The sequence below is a fragment of the Rhodococcus sp. B10 genome, from assembly GCF_011770055.1.
In the GTDB taxonomy this organism is placed as follows: domain Bacteria; phylum Actinomycetota; class Actinomycetes; order Mycobacteriales; family Mycobacteriaceae; genus Rhodococcoides; species Rhodococcoides kyotonensis_B.
Genome location: NZ_JAAFYV010000039.1, coordinates 1 through 20,113 on the forward strand (window position 1 = coordinate 1; position 20,113 = coordinate 20,113).

Annotated in this window: 22 protein-coding genes; 12 read left to right on the top strand and 10 right to left on the bottom strand. The window is 65.6% G+C overall.

The window, feature by feature from the left end:
- The first annotated feature begins 243 nt into the window (after window positions 1–243).
- The 4 genes from RhoFasB10_RS21665 to RhoFasB10_RS21680 are packed head-to-tail and all read left to right on the top strand — an operon-like array spanning window position 244 to window position 4,328.
- Window positions 244–1,188: an ATP-binding cassette domain-containing protein gene (locus tag RhoFasB10_RS21665; protein ID WP_068422278.1), complete on the top strand. Its 945-nt coding sequence runs from the start codon at window positions 244–246 to the stop codon at window positions 1,186–1,188.
- Window positions 1,188–1,985, top strand: coding sequence for an ABC transporter permease (locus RhoFasB10_RS21670; protein WP_114328006.1), 798 nt, complete (start codon window positions 1,188–1,190; stop codon window positions 1,983–1,985). Before RhoFasB10_RS21665 ends, RhoFasB10_RS21670 begins: the two co-directional genes overlap by 1 nt.
- 25 nt (window positions 1,986–2,010) lie before the next feature.
- Window positions 2,011–3,489, top strand: coding sequence for a M28 family peptidase (locus RhoFasB10_RS21675; RefSeq protein WP_167678500.1), 1,479 nt, complete (start codon window positions 2,011–2,013; stop codon window positions 3,487–3,489).
- Between the two features lie 32 nt (window positions 3,490–3,521).
- Complete coding sequence (locus tag RhoFasB10_RS21680; RefSeq protein ID WP_068422074.1) at window positions 3,522–4,328, top strand: adenylate/guanylate cyclase domain-containing protein; 807 nt, start codon at window positions 3,522–3,524, stop codon at window positions 4,326–4,328.
- Here RhoFasB10_RS21680 and thiD read toward each other — a convergent pair.
- Window positions 4,290–5,144, bottom strand: a complete 855-nt coding sequence (gene thiD / locus RhoFasB10_RS21685; RefSeq protein WP_068422075.1) for a bifunctional hydroxymethylpyrimidine kinase/phosphomethylpyrimidine kinase — start codon at window positions 5,142–5,144, stop codon at window positions 4,290–4,292. The two genes, RhoFasB10_RS21680 and thiD, sit on opposite strands and share 39 nt — an antisense overlap.
- 267 nt (window positions 5,145–5,411) lie before the next feature.
- Between thiD and RhoFasB10_RS21690 the strand changes: the two genes are divergently transcribed.
- The 3 genes from RhoFasB10_RS21690 (at window position 5,412) to RhoFasB10_RS21700 (ending at window position 6,825) form a co-directional block, all read left to right on the top strand.
- Window positions 5,412–5,744, top strand: a complete 333-nt coding sequence (locus RhoFasB10_RS21690; protein ID WP_068422076.1) for a GNAT family N-acetyltransferase — start codon at window positions 5,412–5,414, stop codon at window positions 5,742–5,744.
- 74 nt (window positions 5,745–5,818) lie between these two features.
- Window positions 5,819–6,142, top strand: coding sequence for a GNAT family N-acetyltransferase (locus RhoFasB10_RS21695; protein WP_068422078.1), 324 nt, complete (start codon window positions 5,819–5,821; stop codon window positions 6,140–6,142).
- A gap of 95 nt (window positions 6,143–6,237) precedes the next feature.
- Window positions 6,238–6,825, top strand: coding sequence for a hypothetical protein (locus tag RhoFasB10_RS21700; RefSeq protein ID WP_167678503.1), 588 nt, complete (start codon window positions 6,238–6,240; stop codon window positions 6,823–6,825).
- Here the strand turns inward: RhoFasB10_RS21700 and RhoFasB10_RS21705 are convergent.
- Genes RhoFasB10_RS21705 through RhoFasB10_RS21715 form a run of 3 tightly spaced genes read right to left on the bottom strand, consistent with a single transcriptional unit; the run spans window position 6,795 to window position 9,171 of the window.
- The gene (locus RhoFasB10_RS21705) at window positions 6,795–7,595 is read right to left on the bottom strand and encodes an exodeoxyribonuclease III (RefSeq protein ID WP_068422281.1); all 801 of its coding nucleotides are present in this window, start codon (window positions 7,593–7,595) and stop codon (window positions 6,795–6,797) included. The two genes, RhoFasB10_RS21700 and RhoFasB10_RS21705, sit on opposite strands and share 31 nt — an antisense overlap.
- A gap of 48 nt (window positions 7,596–7,643) precedes the next feature.
- The gene (locus RhoFasB10_RS21710; protein ID WP_167678505.1) at window positions 7,644–8,576 is read right to left on the bottom strand and encodes a GNAT family N-acetyltransferase; all 933 of its coding nucleotides are present in this window, start codon (window positions 8,574–8,576) and stop codon (window positions 7,644–7,646) included.
- Window positions 8,577–8,580: 4 nt separating this feature from the next.
- Window positions 8,581–9,171: a peptide deformylase gene (locus RhoFasB10_RS21715; protein WP_068422291.1), complete on the bottom strand. Its 591-nt coding sequence runs from the start codon at window positions 9,169–9,171 to the stop codon at window positions 8,581–8,583.
- A 212-nt stretch (window positions 9,172–9,383) separates the two neighbouring features.
- On the opposite strand from RhoFasB10_RS21715, the gene RhoFasB10_RS21720 reads away from it, so the two are divergent.
- From RhoFasB10_RS21720 to RhoFasB10_RS21740, 5 genes are all read left to right on the top strand, one after another.
- The gene (locus RhoFasB10_RS21720; protein ID WP_068422084.1) at window positions 9,384–9,713 is read left to right on the top strand and encodes a DUF3263 domain-containing protein; all 330 of its coding nucleotides are present in this window, start codon (window positions 9,384–9,386) and stop codon (window positions 9,711–9,713) included.
- Between the two features lie 42 nt (window positions 9,714–9,755).
- On the top strand, window positions 9,756–10,289 hold the full coding sequence (locus RhoFasB10_RS21725) for a LytR C-terminal domain-containing protein (protein ID WP_346764458.1): 534 nt from the start codon (window positions 9,756–9,758) through the stop codon (window positions 10,287–10,289).
- An 88-nt stretch (window positions 10,290–10,377) separates the two neighbouring features.
- Complete coding sequence (locus RhoFasB10_RS21730; RefSeq protein WP_167678507.1) at window positions 10,378–11,070, top strand: superoxide dismutase family protein; 693 nt, start codon at window positions 10,378–10,380, stop codon at window positions 11,068–11,070.
- A gap of 15 nt (window positions 11,071–11,085) precedes the next feature.
- Complete coding sequence (locus RhoFasB10_RS21735; RefSeq protein WP_254303399.1) at window positions 11,086–12,225, top strand: glutamate--cysteine ligase; 1,140 nt, start codon at window positions 11,086–11,088, stop codon at window positions 12,223–12,225.
- Window positions 12,226–12,311: 86 nt separating this feature from the next.
- Window positions 12,312–13,592, top strand: a complete 1,281-nt coding sequence (locus RhoFasB10_RS21740) for a phosphatase PAP2 family protein (protein WP_240931388.1) — start codon at window positions 12,312–12,314, stop codon at window positions 13,590–13,592.
- Here RhoFasB10_RS21740 and mnhG read toward each other — a convergent pair.
- The 6 genes from mnhG to RhoFasB10_RS21770 are packed head-to-tail and all read right to left on the bottom strand — an operon-like array spanning window position 13,564 to window position 19,912.
- Window positions 13,564–13,899, bottom strand: coding sequence for a monovalent cation/H(+) antiporter subunit G (gene mnhG / locus RhoFasB10_RS21745; RefSeq protein WP_068422096.1), 336 nt, complete (start codon window positions 13,897–13,899; stop codon window positions 13,564–13,566). The genes RhoFasB10_RS21740 and mnhG overlap by 29 nt on opposite strands.
- Window positions 13,896–14,153 carry a monovalent cation/H+ antiporter complex subunit F gene (locus RhoFasB10_RS21750; protein WP_068422099.1) on the bottom strand — a complete coding sequence of 86 codons (258 nt, stop codon included), beginning with the start codon at window positions 14,151–14,153 and terminating at the stop codon, window positions 13,896–13,898. Before RhoFasB10_RS21750 ends, mnhG begins: the two co-directional genes overlap by 4 nt.
- The gene (locus RhoFasB10_RS21755) at window positions 14,150–14,794 is read right to left on the bottom strand and encodes a Na+/H+ antiporter subunit E (protein ID WP_068422102.1); all 645 of its coding nucleotides are present in this window, start codon (window positions 14,792–14,794) and stop codon (window positions 14,150–14,152) included. Before RhoFasB10_RS21755 ends, RhoFasB10_RS21750 begins: the two co-directional genes overlap by 4 nt.
- Window positions 14,791–16,431 (bottom strand): Na+/H+ antiporter subunit D, encoded by a 1,641-nt coding sequence (locus tag RhoFasB10_RS21760; protein ID WP_068422105.1) that lies wholly within the window; start codon window positions 16,429–16,431, stop codon window positions 14,791–14,793. The genes RhoFasB10_RS21755 and RhoFasB10_RS21760 overlap by 4 nt, the downstream gene beginning before the upstream one ends.
- A complete protein-coding gene (locus RhoFasB10_RS21765; RefSeq protein ID WP_068422107.1) occupies window positions 16,428–17,072 on the bottom strand; it encodes a Na(+)/H(+) antiporter subunit C in 645 nt (214 codons plus the stop codon). The genes RhoFasB10_RS21760 and RhoFasB10_RS21765 overlap by 4 nt, the downstream gene beginning before the upstream one ends.
- The gene (locus tag RhoFasB10_RS21770) at window positions 17,069–19,912 is read right to left on the bottom strand and encodes a Na+/H+ antiporter subunit A (protein WP_167678509.1); all 2,844 of its coding nucleotides are present in this window, start codon (window positions 19,910–19,912) and stop codon (window positions 17,069–17,071) included. Before RhoFasB10_RS21770 ends, RhoFasB10_RS21765 begins: the two co-directional genes overlap by 4 nt.
- Window positions 19,913–20,113 lie beyond the last annotated feature (201 nt).

Genomic DNA, 20,113 nt, shown 5'->3' on the forward strand with positions numbered 1-20,113 from the left:
TTTCACCGTCGAGCCCCAACCCAACAGAACCCAGAACAGCATCCGCACCTCATGGGTGTACACCGGACGTCCCATCGCAACCATCCCCCAATGATCAGGCACGTTGCGATGACTGCTTGAGACCGCCGTATAGCGGGCTATACATTCGCACGCACGTAGGAGCCGCCATCATCCGAAAGGATGACTCACATCGCGACCCCAGACCGATGCGCGGTCAGGCCCGCATGAGGGACAGTGGTCCGCATGATCGAAGTAACGGGACTGACCAAGCAGTACGGTGCCACCAAAGCGGTCGACGATCTGACCTTCACGGTGAAGCCGGGCATCGTGACAGGCTTTCTCGGCCCCAACGGGGCGGGCAAGTCGACGACCATGCGGATGATCCTCGGATTGGACCGCCCGACCAGCGGCACGGCCCTCATCGAGGGCAAGCCCTACAACCAACTCACGCAGCCACTGCGTACCGTCGGAGCACTTCTCGACGCCAAGTGGGTGCACCCCAATCGTTCGGCCCGCGCGCATCTCGAGTGGATGGCCGCGTCGAACGGCATCCCGAAGTCGCGCGTCGAGGAAGTGCTGCGGCTCGTCGGTCTCTCCGAGGTCGCGAAGAAGAACGCAGGCGGCTTCTCCCTCGGCATGTCGCAGCGGCTCGGGCTCGCCGGCGCACTGCTCGGTGACCCGAAGGTCCTGTTGTTCGACGAGCCGGTCAACGGTCTCGACCCCGAGGGCATCGTCTGGATCCGAAAGTTCATGCAGCGCCTTGCTGCCGAGGGACGTACTGTTCTCGTGTCGAGTCACCTGCTGTCCGAGATGGCCCAGACCGCAGAGCATCTCGTCGTCATCGGCCGCGGACGTCTGGTGGCGGACACGTCGGTCCAGGACTTCATCAACCATGCGTCCGAGGCGTCGGTACGCGTCCGAAGCCCGCAGCTCGATGCTCTCCGCAGTGCACTGACGTCCGCCGGACTGACGGTGCGCGAACCTGCGGACAAGGGCGAGCTGCAGCCGTCGCTCGTCGTCACGAATTCGACGACCGACGCCATCGGAGACATCGCCGGCCGCAACGGCATCGTTCTACACGAATTGTCCTCGCAGCGAGGATCTTTGGAAGAGGCGTTCATGAAGCTCACCGGACAAGACGTCCAGTATCACGGTGAAGGCACCGACGCCATGGGAGGTGCACTGTAATGGGAGTTCTTGCAGCAGAACGCATCAAGATCACGTCGACGAAATCGCCGTGGTGGTGCACCGTCGCCATCATCGTGCTCGGACTCGGCCTGGCGTTCTTCGTCGGACTCGCCGCCAAACTCGGCATGCAGTCCTACGAGAACGAGGTGGCAAGCGGTAACACGCCCGACTTCGACCCGTACCTGCCCACCGTGTTCGAGGTGGTCGGTAGCGGCGTCGGCGGTATGGGAGTCATGGTTCTCATGATCCTTGCGGCGCTGACGGTCACCAGCGAGTACCGCTTCGGCATCATTCGCACGACGTTCCAGGCCATTCCGAACCGTGCCTCGGTGCTCGTCGCGAAGGCGTCGTTGATCGGTGTGTTCGGATTCGTCCTGTCCTTCGTGCTCGGCATTCTGGCGTTCTACGTCGGCAAGGCCGTCGCAGGTCCCGACGCCGGTGCGTTGCTGAGCTTCGACGTCGACGGAACGTGGCGGGTCATCTACGGAACCGCGATCCTCGCGTTCCTGCAGGTGTTCGTCGCCGTCGGTGTCGGTGCGCTGCTTCGTCAGTCGGCGGGAGCCATCGCGCTGCTTCTTCTGTGGCCGCTGCTCGTGGAGTCGCTCTTCGGACTGTTCGGATCGTTCGGCCGCGCAATTCAGCCCTTCCTCCCCTTCGGGAACGCGAATCATTTCCTCGGCCAGGCCGGCGGAGTCGACTATCACTGGGGACCGTGGGGGAGCCTGATCTACTTCATCGCGTTCACCGCGATCGTCTTCGGCGCCGCACTGTTCGTGACCAATCGCCGAGACGCGTGACGTAGGTTGCGGCTAGGGTGCATCCATGCAGCGGATGACCCTTCTCGCAAGCGTCGCAGTCGGAGCACTCGTACTGGCCGGTTGTTCGTCCTCCTCGGAGGACGAGCCACCGGCCAGTTCTGCACCCACCCCGGTCTCGACGCCGGACGGTCCAGGTCTGGCCGACGCCGTCACCGGTGACGCGGTGGTGGCGCACCTCGAACAGCTCGAACGAATTGCCGTCGACAACAACGGGAATCGAGCCGCGGGCACGCCGGGTTACGACGCGAGCGTCGACTACGTCGTCGACCAGTTGGAATCCGCTGGATTCGAGGTGGAGACACCGGAATTCGAGTTCGACCAATTCGAGGCGACGACGCAGACCCTGTCGGCAGGCGGGCAGGAGATCCCGGTGAGCGCGTTGCAGTACTCACCCTCGACGCCGGACGGCGGTGTGACGGCCCGAGTCGTCGCTGCACCCAAGGACGACTCACCCGGTTGCGAGGCAACGGATTACGACGGCCTCGATCCCAAGGGCGCCGTCGTCGTCGTCGATCGTGGCGTCTGTCCGTTCGGCCAGAAGCAGACTGTCGCAGCCGATCTCGGTGCATCGGCGATCGTCGTGGTCAACAACGAGCCGGGTCCGCTCGACGGCGCGACGCTCGGCGGTTCGGACATCGCGCGCATCCCTGCCGGCGGCGTCGGGCAGGAGGACGGCGCGGCGGTCGCGTCGGCACCCGAGCTGACGTTGACGCTCGACACCGAGACGACCACGACCAAGAGCCGCAACGTCATTGCGCAGACGAAGACCGGCGACACCGCGAACGTCGTCGTCGCGGGAGCGCACCTCGACAGCGTGCCGGAAGGCCCCGGCATCAACGACAACGGATCCGGAACCGCTGCGGTTCTCGAGACGGCGCTGCGGATGGGCAGCGAACCCGACGTCACCAACGCCGTGCGATTCACGTTCTGGGGCGCGGAAGAACTGGGTCTCGTCGGATCCACGAAGTACGTCGAGGGTCTCAGCGACGAGGACAAGCAGAACATCGCGCTGTACCTCAACTTCGACATGATCGGCTCGCACAACGCCGGCTACCTCGCCTACGACGGTGACGACTCGGACCAGGTCGGCGCGCCCGCCGGACCACCCGGATCCGACGCCATCGAGCGGGTCTTCCTGCAGCGTCTCGAGCAGGAGGGCATCGCCGCCGACGGCACCGACTTCGACGGCCGTTCGGATTACGGCCCGTTCATCGAGGTCGGCATTCCAGCAGGCGGAGTGTTCAGCGGCGCGGACGAGAAGAAGACGCCCGAGCAAGCCGCGAAGTGGGGCGGTACCGCCGACGAGACGTTCGACCAGAACTACCACACCGCCGAGGACACCCTCGCCAACGTCGATCGCGCGGCGCTCGCCGAGAACGCGTCCGCAGTGGCGTTCGGCATCGGCACCTACGCCCAATCCGTCGAGGGTCCGGACGGCGTTCCCGTCGGTGCCGCGCGCACGGAGGCGCGTTCGGGGGAGTGAAGTACATGTGACCGTCGGTTACGCTCGAATCCGTGCCTTCGTACTGGACGTCGACGATCGACCGGGTTCGCGCGGTCGATCGCAGTCCCGTGATCGTCGACGCGGTGCGACGAATCCGGAACGTGCTGCCCGGGGACCCGTCGTTCGGGGACCCGCTGTCGATGGCGGGTCCGGGCTCGGCGCTCGCCGTCGCACGCGTCGCCGATCGGTTTCTGGACGACGAGCCCGGTGCATCCCGTGAGGTCGGGCTCGGTGCGCTTCAGCTGTGGCAGGCTCTCCTCGAACGAGCAGGTCGAGGTCGCGGGGAGCACGACGTCACCATCGTGTTCACCGACCTCGTCGGGTTCTCGTCGTGGTCGCTCGTCGCAGGGGACAGCGACACGCTGACGCTGCTGAGGCAGGTGTCGAAGGCGATCGAGCCGGCGATCGAAACCCATCAGGGCCGCGTCGTGAAGCGGATGGGCGATGGTTTGATGGCCGTCTTCTATCGACCCGAGAAAGCGCTGTACGCCGTCGCGGCTGCTCGGAGGGCGCTGACCTACGTCGACGTCGACGGCTACACACCGATCATGCGGGCGGGCATTCACACCGGAAATCCGCGGCAGATCGGATCGGACTGGCTCGGCGTCGATGTCACGATCGCCTCCCGCGTCATGGAGACCGGCGGCAACGGCAATCTGATGATCTCGCAGCGATCGCTCGACAGCATGCCGCCCGGCACGCTCGACGACCTCGGCCTGACCGCGCGGCCCTACCGTCGCGGATTCTTCGCGCCGAAGCTGAACGGCGTACCCGAGGACCTACGAATCCTGCGACTCGTGCAGACGCCAGAGCGGTGACACCGGGCCGTGGCCGGCGCCCAGGTCGTACGACGCGGCCAGGCAGCGGGTGACCCACTCCTTGCCGAACGCGACGGCGTCGGGAATCGAGTAACCGTTGGCCAGCGCGCTCGCGATCGCCGCAGCGAGAGTGTCGCCGCCACCGTGATCGTTTCCGGTGTCGATGCGCGGGCTCGTGAACTCGAGGAACTCGTTGCCGTCGAACAAGATGTCGGTGCTCTGCTCGGACGTGCGCAGATGTCCGCCCTTCACGAGGGCATACCGCGCACCCAGCGCATGCAAGGCCTCGGCCGCACGATGGGCCGACGCGTCGTCGACCACCTCGATGCCGGTGATCAATCGGACTTCGTCGAGGTTGGGCGTCACGATGGTCGCGATCGGGAAGAGGGTGTGCCGAACGGCGTCGAGGGCTTCTTCGTGCAGTAGGGGATCGCCGTGCATCGACGCGCACACCGGGTCGACGACGAGCGGGATCGAGCCCGCGTTGCCGATGCCGACCTCGGTGCACGTCGCGGTCACTGCTTCGATGATGGCCGACGACGCCAGCATTCCCGTCTTTGCAGCGCCGACGCCGATGTCGCCCACGACGGTCCGGATCTGATCGGCGACGACCGTCGGGGGAATCTCGTGGAAGCCGCTGACGCCGACCGTGTTCTGCACCGTCACCGCGGCGACGGCGACGCACGCATGGACGCCGCACATGGCCATCGTGCGGCTGTCCGCCTGGATTCCCGCGCCTCCGCCCGAGTCCGTTCCAGCGATCGTGAGCGCGCGGACGGGCGTCGCGCCGTGGGGGGTCAGCGGTAGGAACTTCACGAGTGAAAACAGTACCGGCCGCGGTCTCACCGTCTACGACAGATGCATGCGTCGGCATGAATGTTGTTGCATCACAATGCCGATGGTGAACCGCTATGAGCGTTACCAGCCCGAACGTTGCATCTATGTTGCGGACCTACGGCACCGAAGGTTTGTTCCTACAAACGGGTGACAAGGCACCCGGTGCACTGTTTAATAGTGGTGCAGGTCACATATTGGTCACGACGAATTCAACACACACATCACCCTCGGTAAAGGAGGTGACCCGTGCTTGCGAGCAGTCCCAGCGCTGACGTTTCCATAAACAGGGATCAAAACCGTTTCGAACTCAGGCTCAACGGCGATCTGGTAGGGATCGTCGGCTTCTACGAGTTCGAAGGTCCGGCAAAGCGCGGTTCCCGCGCGTGTGTCGTCTCGTTCATGCATACCGTCGTCACGGAAGATTTCGGGCATCAGGGTCTCGCCGCGATCCTCGTGCGTCGTTCGCTCGACAACGCGCGGTCCTACGGCTGGAAGGTGAAGCCGGTCTGTACGTACGTGCAGCGATTCGTCTCGGCGAATCCCGAGTACTCCGACCTCATGGTTCCTGTCGACAAGTAACGGTTGCGACTCGGCGTGGCGTCGAATCGCTACGTCCGGTCGACGAGAAGTCGAGCTGCTGGTCTAGTAGTGACATGGATCACATGGACTTGACGTCGCAGGCGGCCGTCGCCGCGGCAGTGCGTATCGAGGACAACTGCGCGCACAACCGTTTCGATCTGTTTGTCGGCGACGAGCTGGTCGGCATCCTCGGGTACCGCGACGCGGACGACGATGCGGTGGCGTTCATGCACACCGTCGTCAAAGAGGAGTTCGGCGACCGCGGCTGGGCAGGCGTGCTCGTACGCGGCGCGCTGAACACTGCGCGAGACCGCGGATGGCGGATAGTCCCCATCTGCACGTACGTCCGACGCTACCTCGCGCGGAATCCGGAGTTCCTGGATCTCGTGGCGGAGTGACCTGAGATTGCGAGAGCAGTGCTCTTGTAATCCTGAGCTGCTGCGTGAATACTGCTTCCCAGAGAGAGCGCCGCTCTCCAAGTCGGGAGGTAGTCATGGGTCGACCGTTGCTCGTGGTGACGGGCATTCTCTTCGCGCTCTATCCGATTCTTCGTCCGTACTCGAGCGAAGCCGGATCCGACGGTGCCGACGCGTTCGCGTCGCCGCTGTGGGTTGCCGCTCACGTCTGCGCGATGATCGGATTCGTGACGCTGGTGCTCGCGGTGTCGACCGTCGACGCCAGGGCCCCGCTTGTGATCGGAGTGGGAGTCGGGCTCGTCCTGCCGTACTACGGCGCCGAAACGTTCGCTCTTCATGAACTCGGCCGCGAGGCCCAGGCGACCGGCGCCTACGACCTGATCGATCTCGCGGAACCCATCAGGTACGGGCCGACTCAGATGATCATGTTCGGGGTCGGACTCGTGACGATCGCGGTGGGTGCGATCCTGTTCGCCCGCAGGCTCGGTGGATGGCACTCGGCTGTGCTGGCCGCAGGTTTCGCGACGTTCCTGCCCCAGTTCTTCCTGCCTCCGTGGCTACGGGTCGCTCACGGCCTGCTGATTCTAGCCGGCTGCCTGCTCGTCGCAGCGCAGTGGTCGTCCGCGCCGACGCGTCAGGAGATGTCGACGACGACCGGCGCATGATCGCTGGCGCCCTTGCCCTTGCGTTCCTCGCGGTCGATGAAGGCGCCGCTGACGCGAGCCGCGAGCGCAGGCGAGGTCAACGCCATGTCGATGCGCAGCCCCTGCTTCTTCGGGAACCGCAGCTGCGTGTAGTCCCAGTAGGTGAAGGTCTTGGGTTCGGGCGTGAATTGCCGCGTGACTTCGGTGAACCCGGCTTCGGTGAATGCCTCGAAGGCGTCGCGCTCGGCCTGCGACGTGTGCGTCTTACCCTCGAACAGAGCCGGATCCCAGACGTCGTCGTCGGTGGGCGCGATGTTCCAGTCACCGACGAGAGCAATCTGCGCCTGAGGATCCGCGGTGACCCAGGCCTGGGCGTCGGCGCGCAGTTTTGCCAGCCACTCGAGCTTGTAGGTGTAGTGCGGGTCGGCGAGCTCGCGACCGTTGGGGACGTAGAGGCTCCACACCTGAACGCCGCCACACGTGGCCCCGATGGCGCGTGCCTCGACGACTGCCTCGACCTCGGGATCCTTGCTGAAACCGGGCTGATCCTCGAAGCCGATCCGCACGTCGTCGAGACCGATGCGCGACGCGATCGCGACGCCGTTCCACTGGCTGAGCCCGACGTGCGCGACCTCGTAGCCGATCTCGGAGAACCGCTCGTACGGGAACTGCGCGTCCTTGCATTTGGTTTCCTGCATCGCCAACACGTCGACGTCGGACCGGCCGAGCCAGTCGACGATCCGATCCTGACGAGAGCGGACGGAGTTCACGTTCCAGGTAGCCAATCGCACGGCCGTCACCTTAGGCGCTCGCACCCGTGCGTGCGAATGTGCAGCCCGCTATACATTCGCACGCACGGGTGGCGCAGCCGCATACCGATACCGATGATGCTCGAGAAATCCGAGTCCCTGGTACATCGCGATCGCACCGGTGTTCTCGGCGGAAACCTGCAGGTAGGCATGCGTGGCACCATGGTCGCGCCCCCATGCGACGAGCTCGCCGCACATCCGCGTCCCGAGCCCGTTGCGTCGATGCGCAGGCGCCACCTCGACGGCCGTCAGACCGACCCAGCGCCTGCCGTCGGGAGCATCCGTCACCGCGGCCCGCCCGATGGCGAGCATCGTGCTCGCCGCCGAGCCGATACGGCCGAAGCCGAGTGCGCCGTCCCGCACCGACGAGATGACGACGAGTGCGCGGCTCGGAAGCCGGCGGCCGCGATACCGATACAACCCGAGCCAGTCCTCGTCGGGAGCATCCGCGATCACCGACACCGAGTCGGTGGGAAGCGTCACCTGCGAGATGTCGGCCGCCATGACGAGCGTCTCGTCGCGCGTCGACCATTCCGGCGGCACCGCGCCGAGCCGGTCCGGGAGCAGCAGCGTCGGAGGCAGCAGGCGGGCGTGGAACCACTGCACTATCCGAGGAAGCGATTCCAGCGACGCCGACGGTCCGACCGGTACCGCCGAGTTCGCCCGGTCCGTGAAACCGTGCCCGGCCCGCAGCAGCCATCCGTCGATCCACGCCCGTTCGACGCCCGGCCACCCGTCGGCTGCAGCCCGCTCGAGCCCCCTGATCTCCGACGTCCGAATCGGTCGAGGGCCCAGCTCCTTCAACGCGACGACGCGGTCAGGCGTCACCCGCACGACCCGGCCGTCCGACGCCCGTACCGCGACGACGGATTCGTCGTGCTCCACGAGCTCCCCGATGACGTCCGTCATCGGGTGACTCTGTCCGGACGGCAGCAGGTAGCGCAGCGCGACCCGTGGACCCACGGGTTCAGTCCTCGTGGCCGAAGGGGTCCTCGACGGTTCCCGGAACCCACGACAGTCCCGGCTTGCCCCAGCCGGCGCGTTTGATCGCCTTCTTCGCCGCGCGTGCGTTGCGGCCGATGAGCACGTCGACGTACAGGAATCCGTCCAGGTGGCCGACCTCGTGCTGCAGCATCCGCGCGAAGAAGCCGGTGCCTTCGATGTCGACGGGATCGCCCTTGGCGTCGGTGCCCGTGACCCGTGCCCAGTCGGCGCGACCCGTCGGGAACTGCTCGCCGGGAACCGAGAGGCAGCCCTCGTCGTCGTCCTCGGGATCGGGCATCGTCTCGGGAATGGCCGACGTCTCCAGCACCGGGTTGACGACCTCGCCCTTCCGGCGGATCATCTTCCCGTCCGGGCCCTGGTCGGGGCAGTCGTAGATGAACAGTCGCAGCGGCACGCCGACCTGGTTCGCAGCAAGCCCGACTCCGTTCGCGGCGTCGAGCGTCTCGTACATGTCCGCGAAGAGTTCCGCGAGTTCGGCGGGAGTCTTGGTGACCTTCTCGGTCGGGGTGTGCAGCACCGGGTCGCCGACGATCCGGATGGGGAGAATTGCCATGTTGACCAACAATAGTGGCGGGCCGGTCGTGACCGTGCACGCGGTGAACCGGGTCCGACGCGCCGCGCGTGCGCCGCGCGCACGGTAGGCGGTGCTCAGCGTGGTTGAATGATCGCGAACCACACGTGTGTAATTCGTGCGGGTCGAGTGGGCCGGGATGTTCGGCCGCGAAACGACTCCGCAGATGCGGGTCCGAGAAGTCGAGGAGTGAGATGGACGGCGCTGCAGCGCGTGACTCGAACCAGTCTCAGCAGTCCGGCGATGCGAAGAACCCCAACGAGGTGGGCGACGACGGTCTTACCCGTCGCGAGCACGACATCCTGTCCTTCGAGCGTCAGTGGTGGAAGTACGCGGGCGCGAAGGAAGACGCCATCAAGGAACTGTTCTCGATGTCCGCCACCCGCTACTACCAGGTGCTGAACGCGCTCGTCGATCGTCCGGAAGCTCTTGCCGCGGATCCGATGTTGGTCAAGCGACTCCGTCGTCTGCGGGCAAGTAGGCAGAAGGCCCGCGCGGCTCGCAGGCTCGGCTTCGAGATCTGACGTGCGTAGGCCCGCGATTGCGATCAACTAGTGTCTTCGGGTGTGAGCAGTCCTAACCCGGAATCGTCCGGTCCTCCGCTCCGCGCTCTGGCAATGGTGTTGATCTCGCTCGCGATTCTGTTCGCGGCAATCGGTGCACTGTCTTTGACCGGTTCGGACGACAGCGACGACACAGCGTCCGAACCGACGACCAGCGAGCAGGCCGCGGCCCCCACGTCGGCGGCGCCCGCCCCCACGTCGGCTTCTGCAGCTGGATCGACGTCGGCGTCGGCGACGGCGTCGGCTACGACGTCGGTGGACCCGGCCGATGTCGATGTGCGAGTGCTCAACAACAGCGACGTGTCCGGCCTGGCGGCCGATACCGCAGCAACTCTGACGTCCGACGGCTGGACCATTGCCGAAACCGGCAATTACGCCGCCTCTCAGATCCCCTCGACGACGGTCTACTACGGAACCGGCCCCGGCGAGCAGGCTGCGGCTCAGCAGATCGCCCAGCAACTCGGCGCAACCACGCAAGCACGCCCGGCCACACTCAGCGAATTCGGCGACGGCGTGATCGTCATGGTGACGCAGTAACAGCTGACAACCCGTGGTCGGCTACTACTACGGGGCATAGTTAAGATCGACGCAACCGTATCGCCGGCCCCACGAAGGAGCTTCTCCCATGGCACCGACAAGTACAGCTCGATCGAAGATGCGCTCCTGGCGTTTCGCTACCCCGATCGTCGCTGTCGCGGCATTCGGCCTGACTGCCTGCAGCGCCCCCGAGACGCCCTCCGACGTTCCGGGAACCACTCCTCCGGTGTGGACCGGACACGAGGATCCGAGCGGACACGGCGTCGCTGCCGACAATCCGGAGAGCACCGTCGAAGCGGAGTTCGAGAACGCGTCGGGAACCACGGTCGGCACGGTGTCCTTCGTCGAGGAGGGCGACCATCTGGTCGTCACCGTCGAAGCCGAGAACATGACGCCGGGCTTCCACGGCCTGCACATCCACACCGCCGGCAAATGCGAGCCGAACTCGACCGCTCCGACAGGCGGAGAGCCGGGCAACTTCCTGTCCGCCGGCGGTCACCTTCAGGTCGACGGCCGCACCGAGCACCCCGCGAGCGGTGACCTGACGTCGCTGCAGATCGGACAGGACGGAACCGGCACCCTGGTCACGACGACCGACGCCGTCACGCTCGACGATCTGCGTGCCGACGGTGGCCGCGCGGTCATCATCCACGAAGGTGCCGACAACTTCGCGAACATTCCGACCCGCTACACGCTGCCCGACGGCGCTGCGGTTCCCGACATGAACACGTTGATGACCGGTGACGCCGGCGGCCGCGCCGCCTGCGCAGTTCTGCAGTAGGTGAACTCTCCGAGCGTGCCGGGCGCACCACCTGCGATTCCGTTCAACAGCTCGGCACGCCCCACTCTCGGAGTCGAGTGGGAAATAGCGTTGGTGGACAAGGACTCTCTGGACCTGGTCAACTCGGCGGCCGCCGTCATGGACGGTGTCACCGAGCTGGCCGGGGCCGAGACGCCTCGGGTCACGAAGGAATTGCTCCGCAACACAGTCGAACTCGTCACCGGAGTGTGTGACAACGTCGGCGAAGCGATGGACGATCTGGACGAATCGCTGAATCTCGTTCGGAGAGCGGCAGATCCGCTGGGAATCGACTTGGTCTGCGCGGGGACGCACCCGTTCGCCGAATGGTCGACCCAGGTGCTGACGCGCTCGCCGAGTTACGACGAGCTGATCGCACGTACCCAGTGGTGGGGTCGGCAGATGCTCATCTGGGGTGTGCACGTCCACGTCGGAGTCTCGTCTCCGCACAAGGTCTTCCCGATTCTCAATTCGCTGCTGCTGCAGTATCCCCACCTGTTGGCGTTGTCCGCGTCGTCGCCGATCTGGGCGGGTTCGGACACCGGATACGCGAGCAACAGGGCGCTGATGTTCCAGCAGCTGCCGACGGCCGGTCTGCCGTTCCAGTTCGAGAACTGGGGTCAGTTCGAAGGGTTCGTACGGGACCAGATGAAGACCGGCGTCATCGAACAGCTCGGTGGCATGCACTGGGACATTCGCCCGGCGCCGAAATGGGGAACCATCGAGGTCAGGGTCTGTGACGGTGTGTCCACCAGGCGCGAGCTGGCCGCTCTCGTCGCGCTGACGCACTGCCTGATCGTCGACCTCGACACCAGACTCGAGGCGGGAGAAGACCTTCCGAGCATCCCGCCGTGGCACGTGCAGGAGAACAAGTGGCGTGCCGCCCGATACGGGCTCGACGCCGAGATCATTCTCGACGCCGACAGCAACGAGCGGCTGGTCACCGACGACCTGAACGACCTTCTCGAAAAGTTGGCGCCGACGGCCAAGCGCCTGGGGTGCGCCGACGAGCTGGCGTCGGTAGCCGACATTCCCCGTCTCGGCGCGTCGTACCAGCGGCAGCGACGCGTCGCGTCGGACGCGGGCGGGGACCTGAAGGCCGTCGTCCGGTCGCTGGTCACGGACCTGAACGCCTGACGGTTTCGTCGTAATCCGCCGTTCATCGACCGTTTACTATGAACGGCGTGCTCCAGGGAGAAGAGCGCGCCCTCACGGGCTCGCAGATGTCGGGGTCCCTGCGTCCCTTCGCGATCGGTGCTGCCGTCGTCGCGGTGTCGTTGTTGTCGCTGCAACTCGTGGCGTCGCGCTACGGTTTTTCCGGTCCATTGCCGAGCATCGTGAACGACTTCGTCGGCACCCCCAAATCGATGGCGGTCCCGTGGGGCGGGCTCGCTCTGGCGTTGGTCGGGGTCGCGGCTCGCGTGCGCGTGTGGGCGTTGGCGAGCGCGGTGGCCATCGATCTCGTCGGGATCGTCGTACGACTCGACGCGGGACTGCCGTTCTCGGTCGGCAACGGTGCCGTCATCGTGCTCACCGGTCTCGCGCTGTACGCCGTCGCACGTCGTGATCCGCGCGGACTGAAAGCTGCGTGCCTCGGGGGTCTGCTGATCCTCGCGACCAAGATCGGTGACGTGTGGCTGCAGATCACGACGATCGTGCGACCCTACGTTCTCGACGAATACGCCCAGCTCGCCGATCACGCGCTCGGCAACCCGTCGTGGCTCGTGGGCAGCGCACTCGCCGAGCTCGGACCCGGTGTCTACGCGGTGCTGCACTGGGTCTACATCCAGCTGCCCGTCGCCGCCATCGCGATCGCGATCTACCAGCTCCGAGGCGTGACCACCGGGGCGTGGCCGTCGCACTATCTGGTTCGCACGTTCCTGCTGATCGGCATCGTCGGCCCGATCTTCTACATTCTGTTTCCCGTGGTCGGTCCGGTGTTCGCGTTCGGTCCGGATGGCGACGGCTTCCAACTCGGCAACTTCTGGCCGACGGTCGTGCCTTTCGACGGCACCCCGTCGGCCATCGGATTCGACGGCGAGACGCCGCGCAACTGCATGCCGAGCCTGCACACCGCGTGGGCACTCGCGCTCTTCGTGCATTCCCGACGCGGCCCGTGGTGGTTGCGGCTCGGTGGAACCGCATGGCTCGTCTGCACCCTCGCGGCGACGCTCGGATTCGGCTACCACTACGGCGTCGACCTCGTTGCAGGCGTCGTACTGTGTCTGACGCTCGAGTCGATCCTGCGCGACCCGGAACGTGGTTGGGACCGCGCTCGGGTGCGGCTCGTTGCGTTCGGGGCGATGATCATGGTCGTGCTTCTGCTGAGCTACCGCTACCTGGCCGTGCAGTTCGGCAACTATCCCGAGCTGTTCGGTCCGCTGATCCTCGTGCTGATGGGCGCCGTCGTCGGCATGTTCTACGCGACGTTCTTCGCCGCCCCGGGAACGGCGCTGGCCACGTGGGGCGGCCGGCCTAGTCTCCGTCCGACTCCATCTCGTTGACGATGAGCAGCCCGTCGCGTCCGCGCTGTTCTCGGTAGGCGACGCGGCCGACGACGTGCGCGATGACAGGTGCGGTCACGAGAGTGAAGATGCCGACGAGCACGAGCATCCAGATGTCGACGTTGCCCCGCAGTTCGATGACGGCACCCGCCAGCACGAGCAGTAGGCCGACGACCTGAGGCTTGGTCGCCGCGTGCATGCGCGACAGTGTGTCCGGGAATCGGACGATGCCGACTGCAGCGGTGAACGCGAGCGTCGCGCCGAGCAGAATCAGGATCGCCGAGATCACTTCCAACAACATGTTCATTCGTCCCTCACCCGGAATCGTGCGACGCTGACCGAGCCGATGAAGCTGACCAGCGACAGTGCGACGATCGAGGGGACGATCGTCGTGTCCTTGCTGTAGACCGACCACACCGCGAGTCCGCACATCGACACCGCGAGGATGGTGTCCATCGCGACGAGTCGGTCGAGGGTGCTCGGGCCGTCGAGCAGGCGGTACGCCGTGACGACGGCGGCCGCGACCAGCAGGATGCCGGCGATGGCGAGAACGATCGTCACGACCAGTTCCCCTTTCGCTCGTCGTCGGTCTTCTTGTCGTCTCGGCCTTCGCGGTACGTCGTCACGTCGTCGCCGAGAACGCCGTGGTAGCGCTCGTACTCCTGGAAGTGCAGCGGACTCGGCTTCCAGTCGGAGTCACGCTCGAAACCGGCGATGAAGAGCTTCTCCAGATGTCGTACGTACGCGTAGAACGAGTCGACGGCCTTCTGGCTGCCCATGTCGAGGACGTGAACGTACAGCAACCTGCGGGTCTGGTCGATCTCGAGCACCATCGTTCCCGGCACCAGATTCATCGCGTCGACGAACAGAGTCAGCACGAGGTCCGACTTGATCGCGATACGGCACCGCAGCACGCCGGTGACCGGGGGCGCCTTCGGCCGCACCGCGAGCCATGCGACGTTCACACTCGACTCGGCGGCGTAGTAGAAGAACCACGCGGTGAGCTTGATCAGGGACCACACGTGGACGCGACCCTCGACCGGAACCTTCGGCAGCGGCAGCAGCACCATGATGAGGACTCCGACGGCGATGCCGCCGAGGATGTTCGCGGGACTGACGTTGCCCCACAACAACACCCAGACGGCCGTCAGCCACGCGAGGATCCACAGTCGAAGCAGTACGAAGCGGTTGAGGAATGTCATCGGCCTGCCTCTTCTCCCGCGACCTGATCCATCGTCTTGTCCCCGAGGAACTCGGCGCCTCGCACCGCGTCGATGTACACCGAGCGATCGCGTAGGTCCGCGGCCGCACGATCGCTGATGTCGATGATGCGACCGGCGAACACCGTCAACGCCAGCCCGACCGCGACGAGCCCGATCGTCGGGATCAGCATGAACGCGGGCATGCGGCCCACGTCCTCCCGGTCGGCGAGCTGGATGTCGCTCGAATCGTCGAGCAGCACCGACGGGCTGTTGTCGGCCAGGTCGCCCTCCGGAGCATCCGCACGCGCACGCCAGAACGCCTTCGTCCAGACGCGGGCCATGACGTAGAGCGTGAGCAGGCTGGTCACCGTGCCGCCTGCGACGAGAATCCACGCGAGGACGCTGCCCTGCGCGCTACCGGCCTGCAGGAGCGCCACCTTGCCGATGAACCCGGAGAACGGCGGAATGCCGCCGAGGTTGAGCGCCGGGATCAGGAAGATGATCGCGAGAACGGGACTCGCGGCAGCGAGACTGCCGAGGCGTCGCAGCGACGACGATCCGGCCTGCCGTTCGATCAGACCGACCACCAGGAACAGCGTCGTCTGCACGATGATGTGGTGGGCGACGTAGTAGATCGCACCGGACAGACCCGACTGCGTCGACAACGCGACACCGAACACCATGTAGCCGATGTGGCTGACGAGCGTGAAGGACAGCAGTCGTTTGATGTCGCTCTGCGCAATGGAACCGAAGATGCCGACCAGCATCGTCAACAGGCCACACACCATCAGCACGTTGTCGAGGCTGCCGTCCGGGAAGAGCAGCGTGTGCGCGCGAATGATCGCGTACACACCCACCTTGGTGAGCAAACCGGCGAACACCGCGGTCACCGGGGCAGGTGCCGTGGGGTAGGAGTCGGGAAGCCACGTCGACAGAGGGAAGACCGCGGCCTTGATACCGAATGCGACGAGAAGAACCGCGAAGATCGCCGTTTTCGTACCCGACGGCACGTCGTCGAGGCGGGTGGCCATGTGTGCGAGATTCAGCGTGCCCGTCGCCGCGTAGACCAGTGCGATGCCGAACAGGAAGATCAGCGACGACACCATCGACACCATGACGTACGAGACACCGGCTCGCACGCGGTCGGCGCTCGCACCGAGAGTCAGCAGCACGAACGACGCGGCCAGCAGGACTTCGAATCCGACGAACAGGTTGAAGAGGTCACCGGCGAGGAACGCGTTGCAGACGCCCGCGCTCAGTGCGAGATAAGTCGGCAGGAAGATCGAGACGGGCTGGTTCTCGTTGCCGTCGCGAATACCCTGACCGATCGAGTAGACCATGACGGCCAGCAGCACGATCGCGCTGACCAGAAGCATCAACGCCGACAGGCGATCGACGACGAGCGAGATGCCGATCGGCGACTCCCAGCCACCGACCTGTAGCGCGAACGTGCCGTCGCGGTCGGCCAGGAAGAGCAGCAGGGCGGACACGACGACGACGGCCGTCAGCGCGACGACGGTGATGAACCGTTGCACCCGCGGACGACGACCCGCGATCAGAGTCAGTGCGGCGGCGAAGAGCGGGATGAGGACGGGCAGGGGAGTGAGGGCGGAGATGGCGCCGACGGGGATGGTCATTTCGCGCCTCCCTTCTTCCGCTTCGTCTTCTGACCGCTGCGTTCTGCGGTTCGGTCTTCTTCTGCGCTGTCGATTCCGTCGAGGCCTTTCATCTCGGGTTCGTCGTCGTCGTCGTCGAAGTCACCGTCGTGCAGATCCTCGTAGCATTCGAGATCCTCGAGGTTCTTGAGGTCCTCGATCGGAATCGGGTTGCCGTCGGAGTCGAACGCGTCGCCGCCGAAACTCGGCTCGCCGGTGACGGGGTCGTCGGACCGGTCGCGGTCGGGCATCTCGGCCATCGACCGGCGCTTGGAGACCTTGGTGTCCTCGGGGTCGTTCTCGACGTCGTCCTTCGTGTTGAGCGTGAAGGAGCGATACGCGAGCGCCAGGACGAACGCCGCGATACCCATCGTGATGACGATTGCGGTCAGAATCATGGCCTGCGCCAACGGATCTGCCATCGTGTCGTGAATCGACGTCGTGCGCCCGACGATCGGCGGGGTACCCGTCGGGCCTCCCACCGTCAGCAGGAGGATGTTGATTCCGTTGCCGAACAACAGAAGTCCGAGCAGCATCTTGGTGATCGAGCGTTCCAGAAGCAGGTACACCCCCGTCGCGACGAGGATGCCGACGACGATCAGCATTCCGAGGTTCGCGATCATCGGGCGTTCACCTGGCTCTGCATCTCCACCTGTGCATCGAGACGTGCACCGAGACTTCGGAGTACGTCGAGTACGAGACCGACCACGATGAGGTACACGCCGAGGTCGAAGAACAGCGCGGTGACCAACTTGATGTCACCGAGCACCGGCAGCGTCAGCTCGATCGTCGCCGACGACAATGCGGGCGCGCCCAGGAACATCGACGCGATCGCCGTTCCCGACGCGAAGATCAGACCGAGGCCGAGAATCTTGCCCGCGTCGATCGGAACTGCTTCGCCGAGTTCGTACCGACCACCGGCGAGGTAACGGAGAACGAGGGCGAGACCTGCCGTCAGGCCGCCCGCGAATCCGCCTCCCGGCGCGTTGTGACCGGAGAAGAAGAAGTACACCGACAGCACCATGATCGTCGGGAAGATCAGACGCGTCGTGACCTCGAGGATCAGCGAGCGATGCCGCGGATCGATCAGGTCGCCGCCGAGCAGCCACGTCGTATCGGTGCCGACGCCGCCGTCGGACTGCGTGGCCGGGGCGTCGGACACCCGCGGTGCGCTGCCGAAGCGACGGTTGCGGAACACGAGGCTCGCGACGCCGGTCGCAGCGACGAGGAGCACCGAGATCTCGCCGAGGGTGTCCCACGCACGAATGTCGACCAGCAGCACGTTGACGATGTTCTTGCCGTCGCCGAGGTAGTAGGCCGCGTCGGGGAGTTGCAGCGAGATCGGCTCCGCGCTGCGCGCGTTCATCGCGAACGCGCCGAGAACGGTGACGGTGACGCCGACGGCGATGGCCAGCGCCGCCCGCGGGAGGCGTGAACCGGCCGAGCCACGGTCGTCGACCTCGGCGGGCAGCTTGCGCAGCACGAGCACGAAGACGACGAGCGTCAGCGTCTCGACGAGGAACTGCGTCAGCGCCAGGTCGGGTGCGCCGTGGACGGCGAAGATGACGCCGCAGCCGTAACCGGTGAGTCCGACGAGGATGACGCTGGCCAGACGGTTGCGCATCACCGTCGCGCCGAGGGCGCCGGAAATCATGATGAGCGAGACGATGACCTGCAGCGGAGTGTCGAACCAGACGAAGTTCAGACCCGGTTCGCGTCCGAAGGCGAGCAGCAGCATCGGCAGCAGAACCAGCGTGAGCAGGATGGTTCCCTGCGTCAGAGGAAGCGAACCGCGCTGCGTGGTGCCGGTCAGTCGGAGCGAGATGGTGTCCATCGACTTCAGAACCGAGTCGTAGACGCGGTCGGCGTTGCCGAGTGGCGGGTGCTCGAACTTCAGGCGGTTGACCATGCGGTGCGCGATGAAGAGGGACACACCGCCGACCACGACGATGACCGTCAGACCCAGCGGCAGGTTGAATCCGTGCCACAGCGACAGGTGGTACGACGCCTGGCCGTATGCGTCGAGCGTGCGCGCGTACGGGCTGACAAGGGTGTCGACGACCGGCGAGAAGATGCCCGACACCAGGCCGAGCACCGCGAGGAATGCAGGCGCCGCCATGAAGAGGGCCGTCGGCGCGTGCATGTTCTTGACGGCCGGGCTCGGGCGCTTGAGCTGCTTGCGGCCGAACGCTCCCCACACGAAGCGGATGCTGTAGGTCACGGTGAGGATGGAACCGACGACCAGGCCGGTGACGACGAGCACGCTGACGGTCGTGTTCAGGACCGGCGTCTCGATCACCGCGGACAGCGCCGCTTCCTTGCCGACGAATCCGAGGAACGGCGGCAGACCCGCCATGCTGGCGGCAGCCAACGCGGCGATGACGGCCAACCACGGGGCCTTCTTGCCGAGGTGGGCGAGCTTACGGATGTCGCGGGTGCCGGTCGTGTGGTCGATGATGCCGACGACCATGAACAGCGTGGCCTTGAACATCGCGTGCGCGACGACCATCGTCAGACCCGCCAGCATCGCCTTCTCGGTACCGATCCCGACGAGGACCATCAGAAATCCGAGCTGACTGACGGTGCCGAACGCGAGGACCAGTTTGAGGTCGAACGCGCGCAGCGCTCGCCAGCCGGCCAGGATCATCGACAGCAGTCCGAGCGAGATGACCGTGGCGCGCCACGGCCCGGAGTCGGCGAAGCCGGGCGCCATCCGTGCGACGAGATAGATACCGGCCTTGACCATGGCCGCGGCATGCAGATAGCCACTGACGGGCGTCGGTGCCGCCATCGCGCCCGGCAGCCAGAAGTGCATCGGAACGATGGCCGATTTCGACAACGCACCGATCAGGATCAGGACGATCGCGACGCCGGGCAGCCATCCCGACGGGGCGTCGGCGACGACGTCGGACAGGTTGTAGCTGCCGGCGACCTGACCCAGGACGATGATGCCGACGAGCATCGCGAGGCCACCGGCGGTGGTGACCAGGAGGGCCTGCGTCGCGGCACGGCGTGACGAGGCACGTTCGGCATAGTGGCCGACCAGCAGGAACGACAGGACGGTCGTGATTTCCCAGAAGGTGTACAGGACCAGCATGTTGTCGCTGGTGATGAGACCGAACATGGCACCGGAGAACGCGACCATCTCGGCGGCGAAGATGCCGAGGCGCGGCTCGTCGTCCTCGAAATAACGGGCGCAGTAGAGCAGAATGAGCGCGCCGATACCGAGGACCAGCACCGACATGATCGCGGCCAGTGAGTCGAAGCGCATGTCGACGTTCATCGACAGGCCGGGGGCCCACTCGATGCTGAGGAACTGTTCGGTGTTCCAGTTCGCGACGACCCAGACCAGACTGACGAGCGGAACGAGCGCGAGTGGGAAGAATGCGTTACGGCCCCACCAGCGAACCAGAAGCGGAGCGAGCACGGCCGCGACCGTGTGCGCAATCAAAATAGCGAGCAAAAAGGTACTCCGTCGTCTCGGGTCGCGTCACCCTCGACGGGTGACGCGGTGGTCGTTGGGCGGCGTCGAGTAGGCGAACAAAACGAGAAATCAAGCTCGCGAGCCGTGTGCTCGGCCGGCGAGTATGGGTTGGCTCCCATATTACTTTGCGTGGCCGCGCGGCTCTCGACTGGTGCAAAAAGGACAGACCTGTTGACGGCG

Bases quoted from the DNA above. Each gene is read 5' to 3' on its own strand.
- RhoFasB10_RS21665 (WP_068422278.1), top strand. From the start codon at position 244: ATGATCGAAGTAACGGGACTGACCAAGCAGTACGGTGCCACCAAAGCG.
- RhoFasB10_RS21670 (WP_114328006.1), top strand. From the start codon at position 1,188: ATGGGAGTTCTTGCAGCAGAACGCATCAAGATCACGTCGACGAAATCG.
- RhoFasB10_RS21675 (WP_167678500.1), top strand. From the start codon at position 2,011: ATGCAGCGGATGACCCTTCTCGCAAGCGTCGCAGTCGGAGCACTCGTA.
- RhoFasB10_RS21695 (WP_068422078.1), top strand. From the start codon at position 5,819: ATGGATCACATGGACTTGACGTCGCAGGCGGCCGTCGCCGCGGCAGTG.
- RhoFasB10_RS21700 (WP_167678503.1), top strand. From the start codon at position 6,238: ATGGGTCGACCGTTGCTCGTGGTGACGGGCATTCTCTTCGCGCTCTAT.
- RhoFasB10_RS21715 (WP_068422291.1), bottom strand. From the start codon at position 9,171: ATGGCAATTCTCCCCATCCGGATCGTCGGCGACCCGGTGCTGCACACC.
- RhoFasB10_RS21720 (WP_068422084.1), top strand. From the start codon at position 9,384: ATGGACGGCGCTGCAGCGCGTGACTCGAACCAGTCTCAGCAGTCCGGC.
- RhoFasB10_RS21730 (WP_167678507.1), top strand. From the start codon at position 10,378: ATGGCACCGACAAGTACAGCTCGATCGAAGATGCGCTCCTGGCGTTTC.
- RhoFasB10_RS21740 (WP_240931388.1), top strand. From the start codon at position 12,312: ATGTCGGGGTCCCTGCGTCCCTTCGCGATCGGTGCTGCCGTCGTCGCG.
- mnhG (WP_068422096.1), bottom strand. From the start codon at position 13,899: ATGAACATGTTGTTGGAAGTGATCTCGGCGATCCTGATTCTGCTCGGC.
- RhoFasB10_RS21755 (WP_068422102.1), bottom strand. From the start codon at position 14,794: ATGACATTCCTCAACCGCTTCGTACTGCTTCGACTGTGGATCCTCGCG.
- RhoFasB10_RS21760 (WP_068422105.1), bottom strand. From the start codon at position 16,431: ATGACCATCCCCGTCGGCGCCATCTCCGCCCTCACTCCCCTGCCCGTC.
- RhoFasB10_RS21765 (WP_068422107.1), bottom strand. From the start codon at position 17,072: ATGATCGCGAACCTCGGAATGCTGATCGTCGTCGGCATCCTCGTCGCG.